Origin of the sequence: Teredinibacter franksiae (assembly GCF_014218805.1) — a bacterium.
GTDB classification, from domain to species: domain Bacteria; phylum Pseudomonadota; class Gammaproteobacteria; order Pseudomonadales; family Cellvibrionaceae; genus Teredinibacter; species Teredinibacter franksiae.
This window is the reverse complement of sequence record NZ_JACJUV010000001.1, coordinates 1,104,848-1,120,247: the sequence shown is the minus strand read 5'-3', so window position 1 is coordinate 1,120,247 and position 15,400 is coordinate 1,104,848. Positions and strand designations below refer to the sequence as shown.

The following is a 15,400-nucleotide window of genomic DNA, read 5'->3' as shown; positions in this document are numbered from 1 at the left end:
ATTAAAATCAATTAATAGAGGCGCCTTTAGCTTAAATCTAGCCCTTTCTCTATTTTATAGCGCACATGCTGCCTATGGGCTTTTGTTGCGGTATTGCCACGCTTGTTCTTCGCCATAGCTTTATCTATCCAGCGCAAACGGTCTAATGCTACTGACTGGGCTGTTGGCGAAAATTTGGAATTGTTAAGCATATCCAGCAGCCGCTGCACATAACCTAACTGTAGGTTTTGTCGGTAGGTGTTTACCTCTGATTTTAGATCAGCAGAAAAAATAGCAGCGGTTAGCTCTTCGTAAAAATCGACAAGGGAATAGGTGTTGCCATAATGCACGCTGTCGAGTAAGCGCTCTACTAGGTCACGATGCATAAATTGATTTAGCATGTCTTTTTGAATTGCCCACACCATTTTGTGAAGTTTTGGGTCTTCGGTTTTACTGTAGTGTGAAAAACCGCGTCTCTGCGGAAGTAGCTTGTTTGCATGTACATTAAAATTGTCGAAGGCGTTTGGGGCAAATACATACTTTTCAATAATGGATAAGGCTCGGCGTTGATCATCTTCCGGAACCGGTGTTAAGGGCGCCGTGGCGCCGGGTTGACCGACCATGGAGCGGTCCACATATACGCCACCGATAAATCGCGCAAGTGTACTGCTGGCTCTTCCAAGCCTATAGGATGAAACGCGGTGGCCAATTAATAGTTTTTCGTATGATTCGCCTTCTACTAATAATTTTGTGGCCATTTTTTCTTGAATGTAATTCACGTGCTCAATTTGCATTTCGGAGAAACCGATCGGGTCACTACTGAGGTCCCAAATATTTACCCGGGGATCGATACCTTTGCCGGGGGCGCGCATGTCTGCACCATCGTTGGCGTAGGCCAATTCCGGTTCGGTGGAGCGGGTTAGAATCGCGTTCAGGCGTTCTTGTTCGATTTTTTCACCGGCTTGCGCGAGGGAGTAGCCGTATTCAATTGCCCAAAGGTCGTAGGGGCCGGGTTTTTTTGTCCAAAACTGATAATTAGTTTCGTCGCTATTGTTGGCATTAAATGCTACGGCAGGGTAGTCCATAACCGAGCCCAGCAAGCCTTCGGCGTAGGTTTTTTCTGGGTTAAATATGTCGACCAGTGAATGCAGGTGACTGGAACGGAAGTTATGGGTAAGGCCAAGGGTGTGGCCAATTTCATGGAGGGTAAGAAAGTACAAAAATTCTTCGAGCATACGTTGCTGTTCTGCGGAGTTGGCGCCGAGTGCACGAAGGCTTGTCATGCCGTAAAGCAGGTTGTTGTGCGCTTCGGCGGCAACATTACAGGTGTTTTCTGTGGAGGAGGCCAAGCTGCCTGCACCTAATATTTGCTGAGTCAGAATTTGATCGGTAATAACCGCGTGCTCCAGCATAATGTCGGCACCCAGTACTTCACCAGAACGAGGGTCGATAAAGCTTGGCCCGTAACCGCTATAAAACCGAGAGGGTGAAGACACCCATCGAATAACGTTATAGCGCATATCACCCGCTTGCCAATCCGCATCGTCTGGCTGAATTTTGACGACAACAGCATTTTTAAATCCGGCTTTTTCAAAGGCGATATTCCACTGTAATGCGGCGGCTTTAATAATGGGACGGATTTCTTCTGGTGTTGTATTTTCGAGCCAGAAGGTTATGGGTTTTACGGGTTCGGAGAGTTCAGCCGTTGGGTGTTTTTTTTCTAGGCGAAAGCGTCGAATCATATCCCGGTAGGGCAGTAATTCGGTTGAGGAAAGATCGGTTACCTCGTGGGTAAAATAACCCATTCGAGGGTCATCAAAGCGAGGGGCCATCGGTGTTTCGGGGGCTTCCATAAGTGTGTGCTGGGCAACCAGCGTGATGTAGCGAGGGTCGGTAACTTCTGCACCGCCGTCGTTTTTGGGCGCGCTGTTTTCGTATATGTACTCAACGATAATATCGGTATTTTTGGGGTGGTTTCGTACATTGCGAATTTTGCTTTTTTCTTTGCTGAGCTTGCCCAGTTTAAAGCCTTCGTCTTTTTTCTGTTTACCTTGCGGAATGGGTTTGTAAGGATAAAACGCTTCGGTTAAAAATAGTTTGTCTGCTTTTATGAGTAGATTGCCGCTTTTTTTATCTTCTGCTTCAATTTTTTCACTAAAGATTACGGCAGGGCTAATGTTGGCATCCGCTGCGCGGGAGATAGCTTTTTTGGGGTCGAAGTAATAGCTAGTGTTGTACTCAACAAACTCTAGGCGGTCGTAGTAGCGATGTACTTTAAAGAGCTTTGCAGCATAGGTATGGTATGAGCCGCGCGTGCGTCCCCAGCCCGCCGCTGCAACGCCATTTTCGATGTAAGTAAAGTAGAGAAATTCTTTGTCGAGTTGTTCTTGCTTGATTAGCAAGCGGGTTTCACCGGTTTTTTTGTCGCGATAAATGCTGAATAGGCCATCTATAAGGGCGCTTTTCTTTACGAGCTCTTTAATGGTCTTCTTTTTTTTGTCTTTCTTTTTATCTTTAGGTTTGTCTTTTTCGGTTTTTTTACTGCTTTCCTTTTCACTTTTTTGCTCATTCGTGTCTGACGTGCTCTCATCGTCTTCGGCGGAAGCGGTGAGCGGCATGCCAAGCAATACAAGGCAAGCGGCCAAAACAAGCGTTATTTTTATTGACGTTAGGTGATGAAGCATCCCTTTTTCCTCAATTCGGTGGGGGAAATATAGTACAGGCCTTGGTCTGGCGTGTCCTAGCTTGAACATGAAAAGACGGTGGAAATACTTTAGGGCATTTTTATTATCTAGGTTTGATAAAACGGCATGTTATCAAACTTAGGTAAATGGCAAGGCTAAGTGCAGATGTGCCCGCCACCATACTCATCACCATTATCTGATAGCGGACGGCTTCCATTGGGGATATACCCGAGAGTATTTGCCCGGTCATCATCCCGGGTAAGGACACTAGGCCAACCGCTAGCAGGGCGTTTACCTGAGGAATCATTGCAGCATTGAAAGCGATGCTGGCGGCGTTGTGGCGTTGGTGCTCCATCTCGGATTCGTAACGCTCTGCTCCCAAGCTGAGGCTGTTCATGCCATTGGCGAACACCATGCCTGCCAGGGGAATCACAAACTGAGGTTGGTACCAGGGTGAGAGTTTGAGTACTACGGCAATTATCCAGGTTAAGTGCACTACACTGGCAATGAACAAGGCGAGCGCAGCAAAGCCAAAAAGCTGCAGTGAGCGCCGCTTGAGCGGCCGAATAGCGATGGCGGCCGCGACCAGTGTCATAAACGTGAGTACGGCCAAACCCAAAATGTTTAGTTTGTAGTCAAACAGGAAGCTTAGCAGGTAGCCCATAGCCAGAAGCTGCAGAATCATGCGGGCGCTGGCTACCATAAGGTCGGTGCAGCGGTTGAGTCTCCACTGGAAAATACCCATTGCTAGCAGTAGCGGCAAAGTGGATAAAAATGTGTCGAGTAGGCTTAGCCTGATCATGGGCAACTCTAACCTCGCTGTGGATTGACAAAATAACCCTCGAAATGCTGGAGTTCGGGTATTCTTTCCAATAAAATTCGCGCCCTCGAATCTTAATCTTTCCTTGTGTGGAGTTTCCATGTCCCTCGATAAGTCTTCAATCAACAAAGTTGTTCTCGCCTACTCTGGAGGCCTCGACACGTCTGTTATCGTTCGCTGGCTGGAAGACACCTACGAATGCGAGGTGGTTACCTTCACCGCCGACATTGGTCAGGGGGAAGAGGTTGAACCTGCGCGCGCCAAGGCCGAAGCTTTGGGGGTTAAGGAAATCTATATTGAAGATTTGCGTGAAGAGTTTGTTAGGGACTATGTTTTCCCGATGTTTCGCGCTAATGCCATTTACGAAGGTGAGTACCTGCTGGGTACCTCTATTGCCCGTCCGCTGATTGCTAAGCGCATGATCGAAATTGCCAACGAAACCGGCGCCGACGCGATTTCACACGGTGCAACCGGTAAAGGTAACGACCAGGTGCGTTTTGAGCTCGGTGCATACGCACTTAAGCCAGGTGTAAAAGTGATTGCACCTTGGCGAGAATGGGATCTCACCTCCCGTGAAACGCTAATGGCCTACTGTAAAGAGCGTGACATTCCGGTGGATTTTGCCAAGGCCAGTAAGAAATCACCTTACTCCATGGATGCCAACCTGTTGCATATCTCCTATGAGGGCGACATTCTGGAAGACCCATGGAGCGAAGCTGAGCCCGATATGTGGCGCTGGACAGTTTCACCAGAAGAAGCGCCAGATGCCCCTGAATACATGGAAATCAGCTTTGAGAAGGGTGACCCCGTTGCGATTAATGGTGAAGCCATGTCACCTGCCACCTTGCTTGAAACCCTCAATAAAAAAGCCGGTGCCCACGGTATTGGTCGTTTGGATATCGTAGAAAATCGCTATGTAGGGATGAAATCTCGCGGTTGCTATGAAACGCCAGGAGGCACCGTTTTACTTCCCGCACACCGTGCGATTGAATCTTTAACGTTGGACCGCGAAGCGGCACATCTAAAAGACTCGCTGATGCCAAAATACGCCGAACTAGTCTACAACGGTTACTGGTGGAGCCCAGAGCGGACAATGCTTCAAGCTCTTATCGATGAAAGCCAGCAGTTCGTGAACGGCGACGTTCGTATGAAGCTCTATAAAGGCGCCGTTACAGTAGTGGGGCGCCGTTCACCTAACAGCCTCTTTGACGAAAGTATTGCCACTTTCGAGGATGATGCAGGTGCCTATGATCAAAAAGACGCCGCTGGCTTTATTAAGCTAAATGCACTGCGCATGCGAATTGCTGCGCAAAAGGGTCGTAAGCTCGACTAGTCTATATAGGTGCTTTAGTTAATAGGTGATTTAGCTGTGCCCAGGTTTTTTAAAGCGCTGAAGAGCTGCTGGTTGAGCGGAAGGTGTTAACCCTTGCCATAACACCATTATTCATGGTGTTTATGGCGGAGCTTGATGGTAATCAAATGAATGATCTCTTCGGTGTTTATAATCGTCCGTAATTGCGGCCCGGAATCTAACCTGTTACCAATACGCACTTAATAATTAGGTAATAGCACACTCGTATACTCGGGTAACTCTTCTTTTACAACACAACACTAATAGGACTGAACCATGAGTGATGGCTTGGCAACTGAGCAGCCAGCATACAACTACAAGGTCGTACGTCAGTTTACGATAATGACCATTGTTTGGGGTATTGTTGGGATGGCCGTAGGAGTGCTGCTGGCAGCACAACTTATGTGGCCGGAGTTGAATGATATTTTTCAACCATTCTCGCACTTTGGGCGCTTACGGCCGTTACACACTAACGCGGTGATTTTTGCCTTCGGTGGTTGTGCGTTGTTTGCGACCTCTTTTTATGTCGTACAGCGAACATGCCAGGCCAAGCTGTTTGGCGGTTTTCTGATCCCATTTACCTTCTGGGGGTGGCAGCTGATTATCGTGCTCGCGGCTATTACATTGCCCATGGGTATGACTTCAGCTAAGGAATACGCCGAGCTTGAATGGCCAATTGATATTTTGATCACCTTGGTGTGGGTGTCATACGGTATTGTGTTCTTTGGCACAGTTGTTAAACGAAAAACGTCTCATATCTATGTGGCTAATTGGTTTTTCGGTGCTTTTATCGTAACCGTTGCACTGTTACACGTTGTAAACAGTATGGCAGTACCGGTTTCTCTCACAAAATCTTATTCTGCTTATGCCGGCGCCATGGATGCGATGATCCAATGGTGGTATGGGCATAATGCGGTGGGCTTTTTCCTCACTGCCGGCTTTTTGGGCATGATGTATTACTTCGTGCCGAAACAAACGGGTCGGCCTGTGTTTTCCTATCAGCTTTCTATTGTTCATTTTTGGGCGTTGATAGCGGTGTACATCTGGGCTGGTCCTCACCACTTGATATATTCCTCGTTGCCCGATTGGGCGCAATCGTTGGGTATGGTCATGTCACTGATTCTTCTGGCACCCAGCTGGGGCGGTATGATCAACGGTATTATGACCCTTTCGGGTGCTTGGGATAAGCTGCGTACCGACCCGACCCTGCGCTTTTTGGTGGTTTCCTTGTCCTTCTACGGTATGTCTACCTTCGAAGGCCCAATGATGTCTATTAAGACCGTAAACGCGTTGTCACATAACACCGACTGGACCATTGGCCATGTTCACTCCGGTGCTTTGGGCTGGGTCGCGATGATTTCCATTGGCGCGGTATATCACTTACTGCCCGTGCTGTTTAATAGAACGCGTATGTGGAGTGTGAGCTTGGTTAACACTCACTTCTGGCTTTCAACTATCGGTACCGTGCTTTATATCTGCGCCATGTGGGTAAACGGTATTATGCAGGGCTTAATGTGGCGTGCCTTTAACGCCGACGGCACCTTAACCTACAGCTTTGCAGAATCGGTAGAAGCCAGTTACCCCGGTTATTTTGTACGCTTCCTTGGTGGTTCTATTTTCCTCGTAGGTATGTTGATTATGGCTTACAACACCTATAAGACCGTTGTTGAAGAAGAGCCTGCGGAGGAAGATCTTCCTGCCGCTCAGCCACAAGTCGCGTGAGGGGAAAACGACAGTGAAAAATCATGACATCGTAGAAAAGAATGTTGGTTTGATGGTTCTGCTTGTGGCCGTGGCCATTAGTTTTGGTGGCCTAGTGCAGTTGGTACCGCAATTCTTCCTAGAAGAAACTACCGAGCCGGTTAAAGGTTTAATGCCCTTAGCCGCCGTAGAGTTGGAAGGTCGCGATATTTATATTCGCGAGGGCTGCCATGTATGCCACACACAGATGGTTCGCCCACTGCGTGCCGAGGTAGAGCGTTATGGTCACTATTCAATAGCCGGGGAGTCTGTATACGAGCACCCCTTTCTGTGGGGTTCCAAGCGCACCGGGCCAGATTTGGCGAGAGTAGGGCAGCGGTATAGCGATACTTGGCACAAAGCGCATTTATATAACCCGCGCAACGTTGTTCCTGAATCCAATATGCCAGCCTTCCCATGGCTGTTCGACAATATTTTGGACGGCAAAGAAACCGCCACTAAAATGCGGGCCCTGCGATTAGTGGGTGTGCCTTACACCGAAGAAGATATCGCTAGTGCAGAAGTGGCGGTAGCGGGCACATCGGAAGTGGATGCGTTGGTCGCTTACTTGCAGCAACTGGGTACTTTACTGACTCACAAACGATAGGGCGACACTATGGAAACTCAGGAAACTCTCGGAAGTTTATCGGTGGTACTGGTTGCCATAGCCTTCGCAGGCGTTTGCTGGTGGGCGTTTTCGCCTAGCCGCAAAAAGAAGTTTGAGGAAGCAGCCAATTTACCTTTTGCCGACGAGCCAAAAGAGAGCCACAACGAACAACAAAAAACTGAAGATTCAGATCTTCAGTCAGCTGACCAAAAATAAGGGCGGGGCTGATTATGAGTACATTTTGGAGTCTTTGGATTATTGTGCTGACACTTACGTGTTTGGCACTTGTGTGCTGGGTGCTGTTTGCCAATCGCAAGGTGGCGATTCGCGACGATGATGAGCCCGAAAATAAAACGACCGGCCACATATACGACGGTATTGAAGAATACGATAACCCGCTACCACGCTGGTGGTTTTTAATGTTTGTTGGCACGCTGGTTTATGGCGCGATTTACTTAGCGTTTTATCCGGGTTTGGGTAGCTATAAAGGCATTAAAGAGTGGACGTCGCGTGGCGAACTGAAAATGGACCAGGATAAAGCTCAGGCGGATTTAGCCAAATCTTTTGGTGTGTATGCGCAAATGCCCATTGAAGAGCTTATTCACGATGGCCGTGCTATGAAAATGGGTGTGCGATTGTTCTCTAACAACTGTGCTGTTTGCCACGGTGCGGACGGTGGCGGTAACTTTGGTTTTCCCAACCTGACAGACAACGACTGGCTTTATGGCGGCAAGCCAGAAGATATTATGCACAGCATTAAAGAAGGCCGAAAAGGTGAGATGCCTGCGTGGGGGCCCATTATTGGTGAGCCAAACGTGGTGAGTGTTGCTGAGTATGTGTTGAAGGTGTCTGGACAGGAGCATGACAGCGCATTGGCGGTTACTGGGCAAGTGGTATTTAATCAGAACTGTGCTGCTTGTCATGGGGCCGATGCCAAAGGCATGCATGTTCTGGGCGCCCCCAATCTTACCAGCGATACGTGGTTATACAGTGGTACTCGAGAAGGTATCCAGCATTCCGTTCGTAACGGATTGAAAAACCAGATGCCCGCGCAGAAAGAAATGCTACGTGAAGATAAAATCCACATATTGGCAGCTTACGTATATTCCTTATCTTTTAATTATGATGAGTAAAAACGAAGGCTCTGCCTGAACGTAAACGGAAGCCCTATAACAGCGCTTCCGTTTTTTTGTACAGGGATGTACTTATGCCGTGGAGCACATGGATGTGCGGGAACGGCGTTACGGGATGTACTTATGCCGTGGAGCACATGGGCAGCTCTATTGCATCCATGCAACCGCTGCATTAGAGCATCCATGCACGTGATGTGCGGGAACGGCGTTACGGGATGTACTTATGCCGTGGAGCACATGGGCAGCTCTATTGCATCCATGCAACCGCTGCATTAGAGCATCCATGCACGTGATGTGCGGGAACGGCGTTACGGGATGTACTTATGCCGTGGAGCACATGGGCAGCTCTATTGCATCCATGCAACCGCTGCATTAGAGCATCCATGCACGTGATGTGCGGGAACGGCGCTGAGGGATGTGATGCAGTAAATTGCTCGACTTTGTCTCTGGGTCGTTCTAACGATTACATCCTTTTAATCGTCCTGTATTTTATGGCCTTCCGCCATGGACTTACCCCGCGAACGAAGTGAGTGAATTGGGTGTCGCAATGCGTATTGATGCAAGCGCTATATTGGTTGGCGCTATGCAATTTATATGCGGTAAGGCGAATGACCTGAAATTTACGTGGTAGTAGTATATATTAGATTAAACTAATTAAAGTCCGGAGTGATTAAAGTGTCCGATCAGTCGTCCCCCGACAAAGACAGCACGATCCGTTACCGCAACCTCTATGAAGCGCAGGGTAAAGTCTACACCCGTAAAATTAGTGGTTTTTACCAGTCCATTCGACGGTACACGGGTTTACCTCTTATTGCGGCTTTTATACTACTGCCTTGGCTGATTATTGATGGCCGACCTGCCGTGCACTTCGACCTTCCTGCGCGCCAATTCCATATTTTTTGGATGACCTTCTGGCCTCAGGATTTTATGTTATTGGCATGGCTGCTGATAATAGCGGCATTTTTACTTTTTACCGTTACGGTATTGCTCGGGCGTGTGTATTGCGGGTTTACCTGCCCGCAAACGGTGTGGACGCTCATGTATATTTCGGTAGAGCGTTTTTTCCAAGGTGACCGCAACAAGCAAATGAAGCTTGCTGGGCAAGATTGGTCTTTCAATAAAATATGGCGCAATGTGGCTACCCACAGTGTGTGGGTGTTAATTGCCTTTATCACGGGCGCAACCTTTATTGGCTATTTCGTACCCATTCGCGAACTATTAATGGGGTTGGTTCCTCATGCCGATGCTGAAACGGGTATTCTTACGATTAGCGCGCACCCCGTTGCCGCTTTTTGGACTTTGTTTTTCGCCTCGGCAACATACATAAATGCTGGCTGGATGCGAGAGCAGGTATGCAAATACATGTGCCCCTATGCCCGCTTCCAGTCCGTTATGTACGACGAAGATACACTTGCGGTTCAATACGATACCAAACGTGGTGAATCTCGAGGGCCACGTAAACCAAAAGATAATTACAAAGCAAAAGGCTTGGGAGACTGCATCGATTGCTCATGGTGCGTGCAGGTGTGCCCCGTGGACATTGATATTCGTGACGGTCTGCAGTATGAGTGTATTAACTGTGGCCTGTGTGTAGATGCGTGTAATACCGTGATGGATAAAATGCAGTATCCTACCGGGCTCATTCGCTTCACTTCAACAGACGAATTGAAAACCGGGAAAACTAATTTTTTCCGCCCGCGATTGTTTGGTTATTCCCTTGCCGTATTGGCCATGATTACCGCGTTTACTTACACCATTGCTACACGTACACCGCTGTCGGTTGATGTTATTCGTGACAGGGGCGTGCGTTTGTATCGCATTAATGGTGACCAGGTGCAAAATGTGTATACCGTAAAAATCAATAATATGGATAGGCAAGCCCATACCTATAAAGTTACGGTAGAAGGCGATTACCCCTTCAAGATCAAAAATTATCGTGCTGTTGAAATTGAAGCAGGGGAGGTGTTTACTGTGCCGCTCAGAATATCGGTGCCGAGAAAAGTACTGACTACCGAAAAAGCCGCATTAGTTTTAAAGGTTGTTGCCGTGGATAACGACAAACTAACGGCGATAGAGGAAACTAACTTTATTGGCCCCGCGTTGCGCCGTTGAATTATTGAGAGAGAAAATTGTGAATACTCTGATCACGAATAAACCCTGGTACCGAGAGCGTTGGTTGTGGCTGGTTTTGGCACCTTTGTTTTTCGTTTTTTTTGTTTGTTCTATATTGATAACAGCGGCTATTAAATATGGTGATGATGTAGTGACGGATGATTACTACAAAGAAGGCCGGTTAGTGAACCACCATTTTGCTGCGGAAACAGCCGCGGTTGACCTGGGCGTTGAAGTCGAGTTGATTTTAAATAAAGTTGATAGTCGGTTTGAGTTACAGCTAAACCAGCCTTTAAGTAGCGACGATACAATCAAGCTGGAACTTTCCCATCCTGTCGAGTCTGACTTTGATCTTTTCTATGTGTTGAAACGCAAATCTTTGCGTGGTTATTATGCCGATTTGAATTCTCTTCCGGAGGGGCGTTGGTATGTTCGAATAGAGGGCTCATCGCCTGAATCTAATGAGCTAAACTGGCGCTTGAGTAGCGAAGTTGATTTTAACCAAACTAGTAAGCTCTCACTTCAATAAACTATATGAGCGCCTGCTTCCATTGCGGCCTGCCAGCCGATGACGCAATTGCCACGGACATTCTGGGGGAGCCTCGGGTATTTTGCTGCCAGGGTTGTATGTTTGTCGCCGAGGCCATTCATCAGGGCGGATTGGATAATTATTACCAATTTCGAGATGCCCTTGGTGAAAAAGCCGCAGAGTATTCTGACAATTTTGTAGGTTATGATCTTGATGAAGTGCAGCAGGCATTTGTGCGTGCCGAACCATCTGGGCTAAAAACAGCGCGGCTTAGTGTTCAAGGTATTAGCTGTGCAGCCTGCGCTTGGTTAATAGAAAGCCATTTGCATAAACAGCCTGCGGTTGAAAGTGTTAGGGTAAATGCTACGTCGCGTACCTGTTTGTTGCGCTGGGATGAAAAAAAGCAGCCGCTTAGCGAATTAATGGCTGCCCTTACGCGTATTGGCTACCGCCCACAGCCTGATCGCCAGCAGGATGCCGATGCGACCCGCCGGCGTGAAGCTCAGCAGTATATGATGCGCCTCGGTGTAGCGGGCATTGGCATGATGCAAGTGGGTATGGTTGCGGTAGCGCTCTATGCCGGCGGAATTCAGGGTATGGAAAGCCACTGGCAAAGTTTTTTTCGCTGGGTGAGTCTGGTCATTGCAACGCCTGTTGTGGTTTTTTCCGCCCAACCCTTTTTCCTTAGCGCGTGGAGAGCTGTTCGTGCTCGCCACTTAAATATGGATGTCTCGGTTTCACTCGCTATAGGTCTAGCTTATGGTGCAAGCGCTTGGGCCACTGTTTACCAAACTGGCGAAGTCTATTTCGATTCTGTTTCCATGTTCACTTTTTTTCTTCTGCTGGGTCGATTTCTAGAAATGCGCGCGCGGCACAATAGCGCATTTGCCCGGCAAGATTTACAGCAGTTGTTACCTTTAACTGCGGCACGCGTTAAAGACAATGCACATGATTTAGTGCCGCTGGCTGCAATTGGTTTGGGCGATCGCCTTTGGGTGAATGCTGGTGATGTTATTCCTTCCGACGGCGTTTTGATCTCCCCGCAGGCGCAAATAGATGAATCTTTACTTACCGGTGAATCGATTCCGCAACAAAAAAAAATGGCGGATGAACTGGTTGCAGGTACTTTAAATACGGATACAGCATTGGTGATGGAGGTAACGGCCACCGGCGACCACACCCAGCTCTCTGCGATTGAGCGCATGGTTGATCAGGCAAGTTTGGAAAAACCCCGACAGGTGGCGCTGGCGGATAGAATTGCCGGGCGTTTTGTTGCGGTTGTACTCATTATTGCGCTTGTCGTTGCTTGGGGGTGGTGGCAAGTTGATCCGGGCAAAGCGCTTTGGGTGGTATTGTCGGTATTGGTTGTTACCTGCCCCTGTGCGTTGTCGTTGGCCACTCCTGCGGCGTTGACGGCGGGTGTAAATCGCGCGCGTAAATTAGGGTTACTGATTACCGGCGCGCAATCGTTAGAGGCGCTGGCCAAAGTAGATGTAGTGGCTTTCGATAAAACTGGAACCTTAACCGAGGGCAGGTTGCGAGTGACTCAGCTCAGCGCTGTGGTTCCCGAGCAGGCGCATAATATCGATTATTGGGTAGGTGTGATTACCGCGCTGGAAAAATTTTCCCAACACCCGATTGCTGGCGCTTTTAGCCAGAGCGAAAAGGCTCCAGACGCAACGGAAGTCGAGGTGGTTGAAGGGGAGGGGGTTGCTGGCGTAGTTGATGGCCGCCAGTATCGATTTGGAAAACTGGAATTTGCCGATAAGTCTTACGGTTACTCGCAGCCAGAGCAAGAAGGTATGTGGCAGTTATTGTCATCGGATCATCAAGGGAAGTTCACTCCCCTGATGTGGGTGTGCCTGAATGACAACCTTCGTACGTCTTCCGCACAATGCGTGATGCGATTAAAGGATTCAAAGCAACAGGTCAGTACGGCGCTGCTGAGTGGGGACAGGCCTGCTCAAGTAGAGCGGATTGCAAAAGTATTGGGTATTACCGAAAGTGTTCCACAGGCTCGTCCTGCCGACAAACTCACTTGGGTTCAAAACCAGCAGCGAAGTGGCCACCGGGTGTTGATGGTGGGAGATGGTATCAATGATGTACCGGTACTGAGTGCGGCGGATGTGTCGATGGCTATGGGGTCGGCTACACGGCTGGCACAATCAAAAGCCGATTGTGTTTTGTTACACAGTAACCTGCTGGCTATTCCCGATGGTTTAGCTCTAGCGCGACGGGTACAGGCTATTGTGCGTCAAAACCTGAGTTGGGCACTGCTGTATAATGTTGTGGCTTTACCGGCGGCAGCGGCGGGTATTTTACCGCCTTGGCTTGCGGCTATTGGCATGTCTTTCAGCTCCTTGATCGTGGTGTTAAACGCGACTCGCGTGTGAGTTGCTGATCGTTTAGTCGGTTTTGTGTTTGGTATTCGGTTTGTTTCAATAATAGTCGGCCTCACTTTATAGGAGTTCCACCGTTTCCATGCAGAGTTTACTTATTCTCATTCCCATTGCCATCGTGTTTGTGATTATCGCCGTCGCGATTTTCTTTTGGGCGGTTCGGTCGGGGCAGTACGAAGATCTCGAAACGGAGGCTCGGCGTATTCTTTTTGAAGATGATAGCGCTACCAACAAAAAGCCCGCTGACGGCTCTGGTAAGGTACCTGCTGAGCGGGGAAACCAAAAGAAGCTTAATTAAAAATGATTGAATCACAGGTTCTGCTTACGGCGTTTGTTCTTGGTGTTATGGGAGCAGGGCACTGCCTAGGGATGTGTGGCGGGCTTGCAGCTGCTCTGGCTTTTGCCAATAACGGCCGCGGCCGAGCGCACAGAATAGCCATTCTGTTGGGTTACAACTTTGGCCGGGTGTGCAGTTACGCATTGATTGGCGCTTTATTTGGCTTCGTTTTCGGTAATTTTCAGCAGCTATCCCCTGTGCCCATCTTAAGAACATTGTCGGGTGTGTTGCTGATTGCCATGGGCCTCTATTTGGCTGATTGGTGGCGGGGCCTCGTTAAGTTGGAGAAACTTGGTTCCGTGGTGTGGAAGCCGCTTGCGCCCCTAGCAAAAAAATTAATGCCGGTTACTCATATTCAACAATCGTTGATACTTGGTTTGATTTGGGGGTGGTTGCCCTGTGGGTTGGTATATTCTGTATTGGTATTGGCGGCTGCTCAGGGAACTGCGCTAGCGGGGGGGGTAACGATGCTGGCTTTTGGGTTTGGCACGATACCGGCGGTGTTTGCCGGGGGGCTCGCAAGCCAAACCCTGAAAAATGTTGTGACGAATGGCTATGTTAGGCAGGTTTTTGGTACGGGCTTTATTGTTTACGGGATCTATACCTTGTGGCCAGTTGTAATCATGGCGCTGGTAGCGATGGGGCTACTTGAGCCTAGTATGCATAGCGCTATGGATCACGCACATCATTAACATTAAAAAAATCTAACCAAAGGAATCTAACCGATGATCACCGTATTGGTTCCAATCGCTGATGGTATAGAGGAATTAGAAGCCGTCACGCTTATTGATATGCTGCGCCGTGCAGGGGCAGAGGTATTTGTTGCCTCGGTGATGACGACGCTACAGGTTCAGGCCTCTAGGGGCGTTCTGCTAGTTGCGGATGGGTTTCTGGATGCGTGCAGCGAGCAAGACTGGGATCTAATAGCTCTACCGGGAGGTATGCCCGGAGCCGATCACCTAGGTCAGAGTGCTGCTCTGTTGGAGTTAGTTAAAACGCAGTTAGCGTCAGGAAAGTGGCTAGCGGCTATATGTGCCAGCCCTGTCGTGGTGTTGGCTAGAAACAGTTTGATAGAGGGGAAAACGGCCACTTGCTACCCTAGTTTTCAGGGAGAGCTAGCGTCGCTCAAGAGTATTGTCAGCGAACAGACAACGTTAGTGGACGGTAACCTGATTACTAGTCAGGGGCCCGGCACCGCAATGGAGCTATCACTCACCATTATCGAGGCCCTGATGGGGGCAGAGCAAAGGGTCGTCGTTGCAGAAGCTGCTCGCGCGCGCATATAAAAATACGGGCACAAACTGGTCGGAGCGAGAGGATTTGAACCTCCGGCCCCCGCCTCCCGAAGGCGGTGCTCTGCCAGGCTGAGCTACGCTCCGAATTGATTTGGTATCATAAAAATCTGATATCAACCTGCCAGTTAATAATTATATACCTCTTGCTACGCTTCCGTAGATTACTCCGCCCTTCCCCGCTTTTGCTAACTGTTGACGTAAATAGTGTTAACTATTACGCCGGCTATAGCGCTTAACTTTTATAAGTAAAAATAATTTTACCTGCAATATCATTATAATTTATAATGTTTATAGTTTGTGCTAGATTTTTGATGCCTTATTGTCAAGTTGGTTAAGTTGTTGACAGCGCTATCAGTAAGAGTAATATTCGACCACCACCTCATCAATTCTGCTTATTTTTAAATATAAGAACTA

General features: G+C 48.5%; 13 protein-coding genes and 1 tRNA gene. 11 read left to right on the top strand and 3 right to left on the bottom strand.

The features are described 5' to 3' along the window. Positions 1-26 precede the first annotated feature (26 nt). Both H5336_RS04490 and H5336_RS04485 read right to left on the bottom strand, forming a co-directional pair. On the bottom strand, positions 27-2,663 hold the full coding sequence (locus H5336_RS04490) for a zinc-dependent metalloprotease (RefSeq protein WP_185231803.1): 2,637 nt from the start codon (positions 2,661-2,663) through the stop codon (positions 27-29). A gap of 103 nt (positions 2,664-2,766) precedes the next feature. Continuing rightward, entirely contained in the window at positions 2,767-3,465 is a 699-nt protein-coding gene (locus tag H5336_RS04485) for an ABC transporter permease (RefSeq protein ID WP_185231800.1), read from the bottom strand. A 118-nt stretch (positions 3,466-3,583) separates the two neighbouring features. On the opposite strand from H5336_RS04485, the gene H5336_RS04480 reads away from it, so the two are divergent. The 11 genes from H5336_RS04480 (at position 3,584) to H5336_RS04430 (ending at position 14,977) form a co-directional block, all read left to right on the top strand. Further along, the gene (locus H5336_RS04480; RefSeq protein ID WP_185231798.1) at positions 3,584-4,816 is read left to right on the top strand and encodes an argininosuccinate synthase; all 1,233 of its coding nucleotides are present in this window, start codon (positions 3,584-3,586) and stop codon (positions 4,814-4,816) included. A gap of 294 nt (positions 4,817-5,110) precedes the next feature. Next, a complete protein-coding gene (gene ccoN / locus H5336_RS04475; RefSeq protein ID WP_185231796.1) occupies positions 5,111-6,556 on the top strand; it encodes a cytochrome-c oxidase, cbb3-type subunit I in 1,446 nt (481 codons plus the stop codon). Positions 6,557-6,569: 13 nt separating this feature from the next. Continuing rightward, entirely contained in the window at positions 6,570-7,181 is a 612-nt protein-coding gene (gene ccoO, locus H5336_RS04470) for a cytochrome-c oxidase, cbb3-type subunit II (RefSeq protein ID WP_185231794.1), read from the top strand. Positions 7,182-7,190: 9 nt separating this feature from the next. Continuing rightward, positions 7,191-7,397 (top strand): cbb3-type cytochrome oxidase subunit 3, encoded by a 207-nt coding sequence (locus tag H5336_RS04465; RefSeq protein ID WP_185231792.1) that lies wholly within the window; start codon positions 7,191-7,193, stop codon positions 7,395-7,397. A 14-nt stretch (positions 7,398-7,411) separates the two neighbouring features. Beyond that, positions 7,412-8,314 (top strand): cytochrome-c oxidase, cbb3-type subunit III, encoded by a 903-nt coding sequence (ccoP, locus tag H5336_RS04460; protein WP_185231790.1) that lies wholly within the window; start codon positions 7,412-7,414, stop codon positions 8,312-8,314. Between the two features lie 675 nt (positions 8,315-8,989). Then, positions 8,990-10,426 (top strand): cytochrome c oxidase accessory protein CcoG, encoded by a 1,437-nt coding sequence (gene ccoG / locus H5336_RS04455; protein WP_185231789.1) that lies wholly within the window; start codon positions 8,990-8,992, stop codon positions 10,424-10,426. A 19-nt stretch (positions 10,427-10,445) separates the two neighbouring features. Then, positions 10,446-10,955, top strand: a complete 510-nt coding sequence (locus H5336_RS04450) for a FixH family protein (RefSeq protein ID WP_313556201.1) — start codon at positions 10,446-10,448, stop codon at positions 10,953-10,955. A gap of 5 nt (positions 10,956-10,960) precedes the next feature. Beyond that, the gene (locus H5336_RS04445) at positions 10,961-13,348 is read left to right on the top strand and encodes a heavy metal translocating P-type ATPase (RefSeq protein WP_185231787.1); all 2,388 of its coding nucleotides are present in this window, start codon (positions 10,961-10,963) and stop codon (positions 13,346-13,348) included. Between the two features lie 88 nt (positions 13,349-13,436). After that, entirely contained in the window at positions 13,437-13,652 is a 216-nt protein-coding gene (gene ccoS, locus H5336_RS04440; protein ID WP_185231785.1) for a cbb3-type cytochrome oxidase assembly protein CcoS, read from the top strand. A gap of 2 nt (positions 13,653-13,654) precedes the next feature. Next, positions 13,655-14,383 carry a sulfite exporter TauE/SafE family protein gene (locus H5336_RS04435; protein WP_185231783.1) on the top strand — a complete coding sequence of 243 codons (729 nt, stop codon included), beginning with the start codon at positions 13,655-13,657 and terminating at the stop codon, positions 14,381-14,383. A gap of 33 nt (positions 14,384-14,416) precedes the next feature. Beyond that, positions 14,417-14,977, top strand: a complete 561-nt coding sequence (locus H5336_RS04430; protein ID WP_185231781.1) for a DJ-1 family glyoxalase III — start codon at positions 14,417-14,419, stop codon at positions 14,975-14,977. 16 nt (positions 14,978-14,993) lie between these two features. Here the strand turns inward: H5336_RS04430 and H5336_RS04425 are convergent. Then, positions 14,994-15,070: transfer RNA gene (locus tag H5336_RS04425), tRNA-Pro, on the bottom strand. Positions 15,071-15,400: the final 330 nt, after the last annotated feature.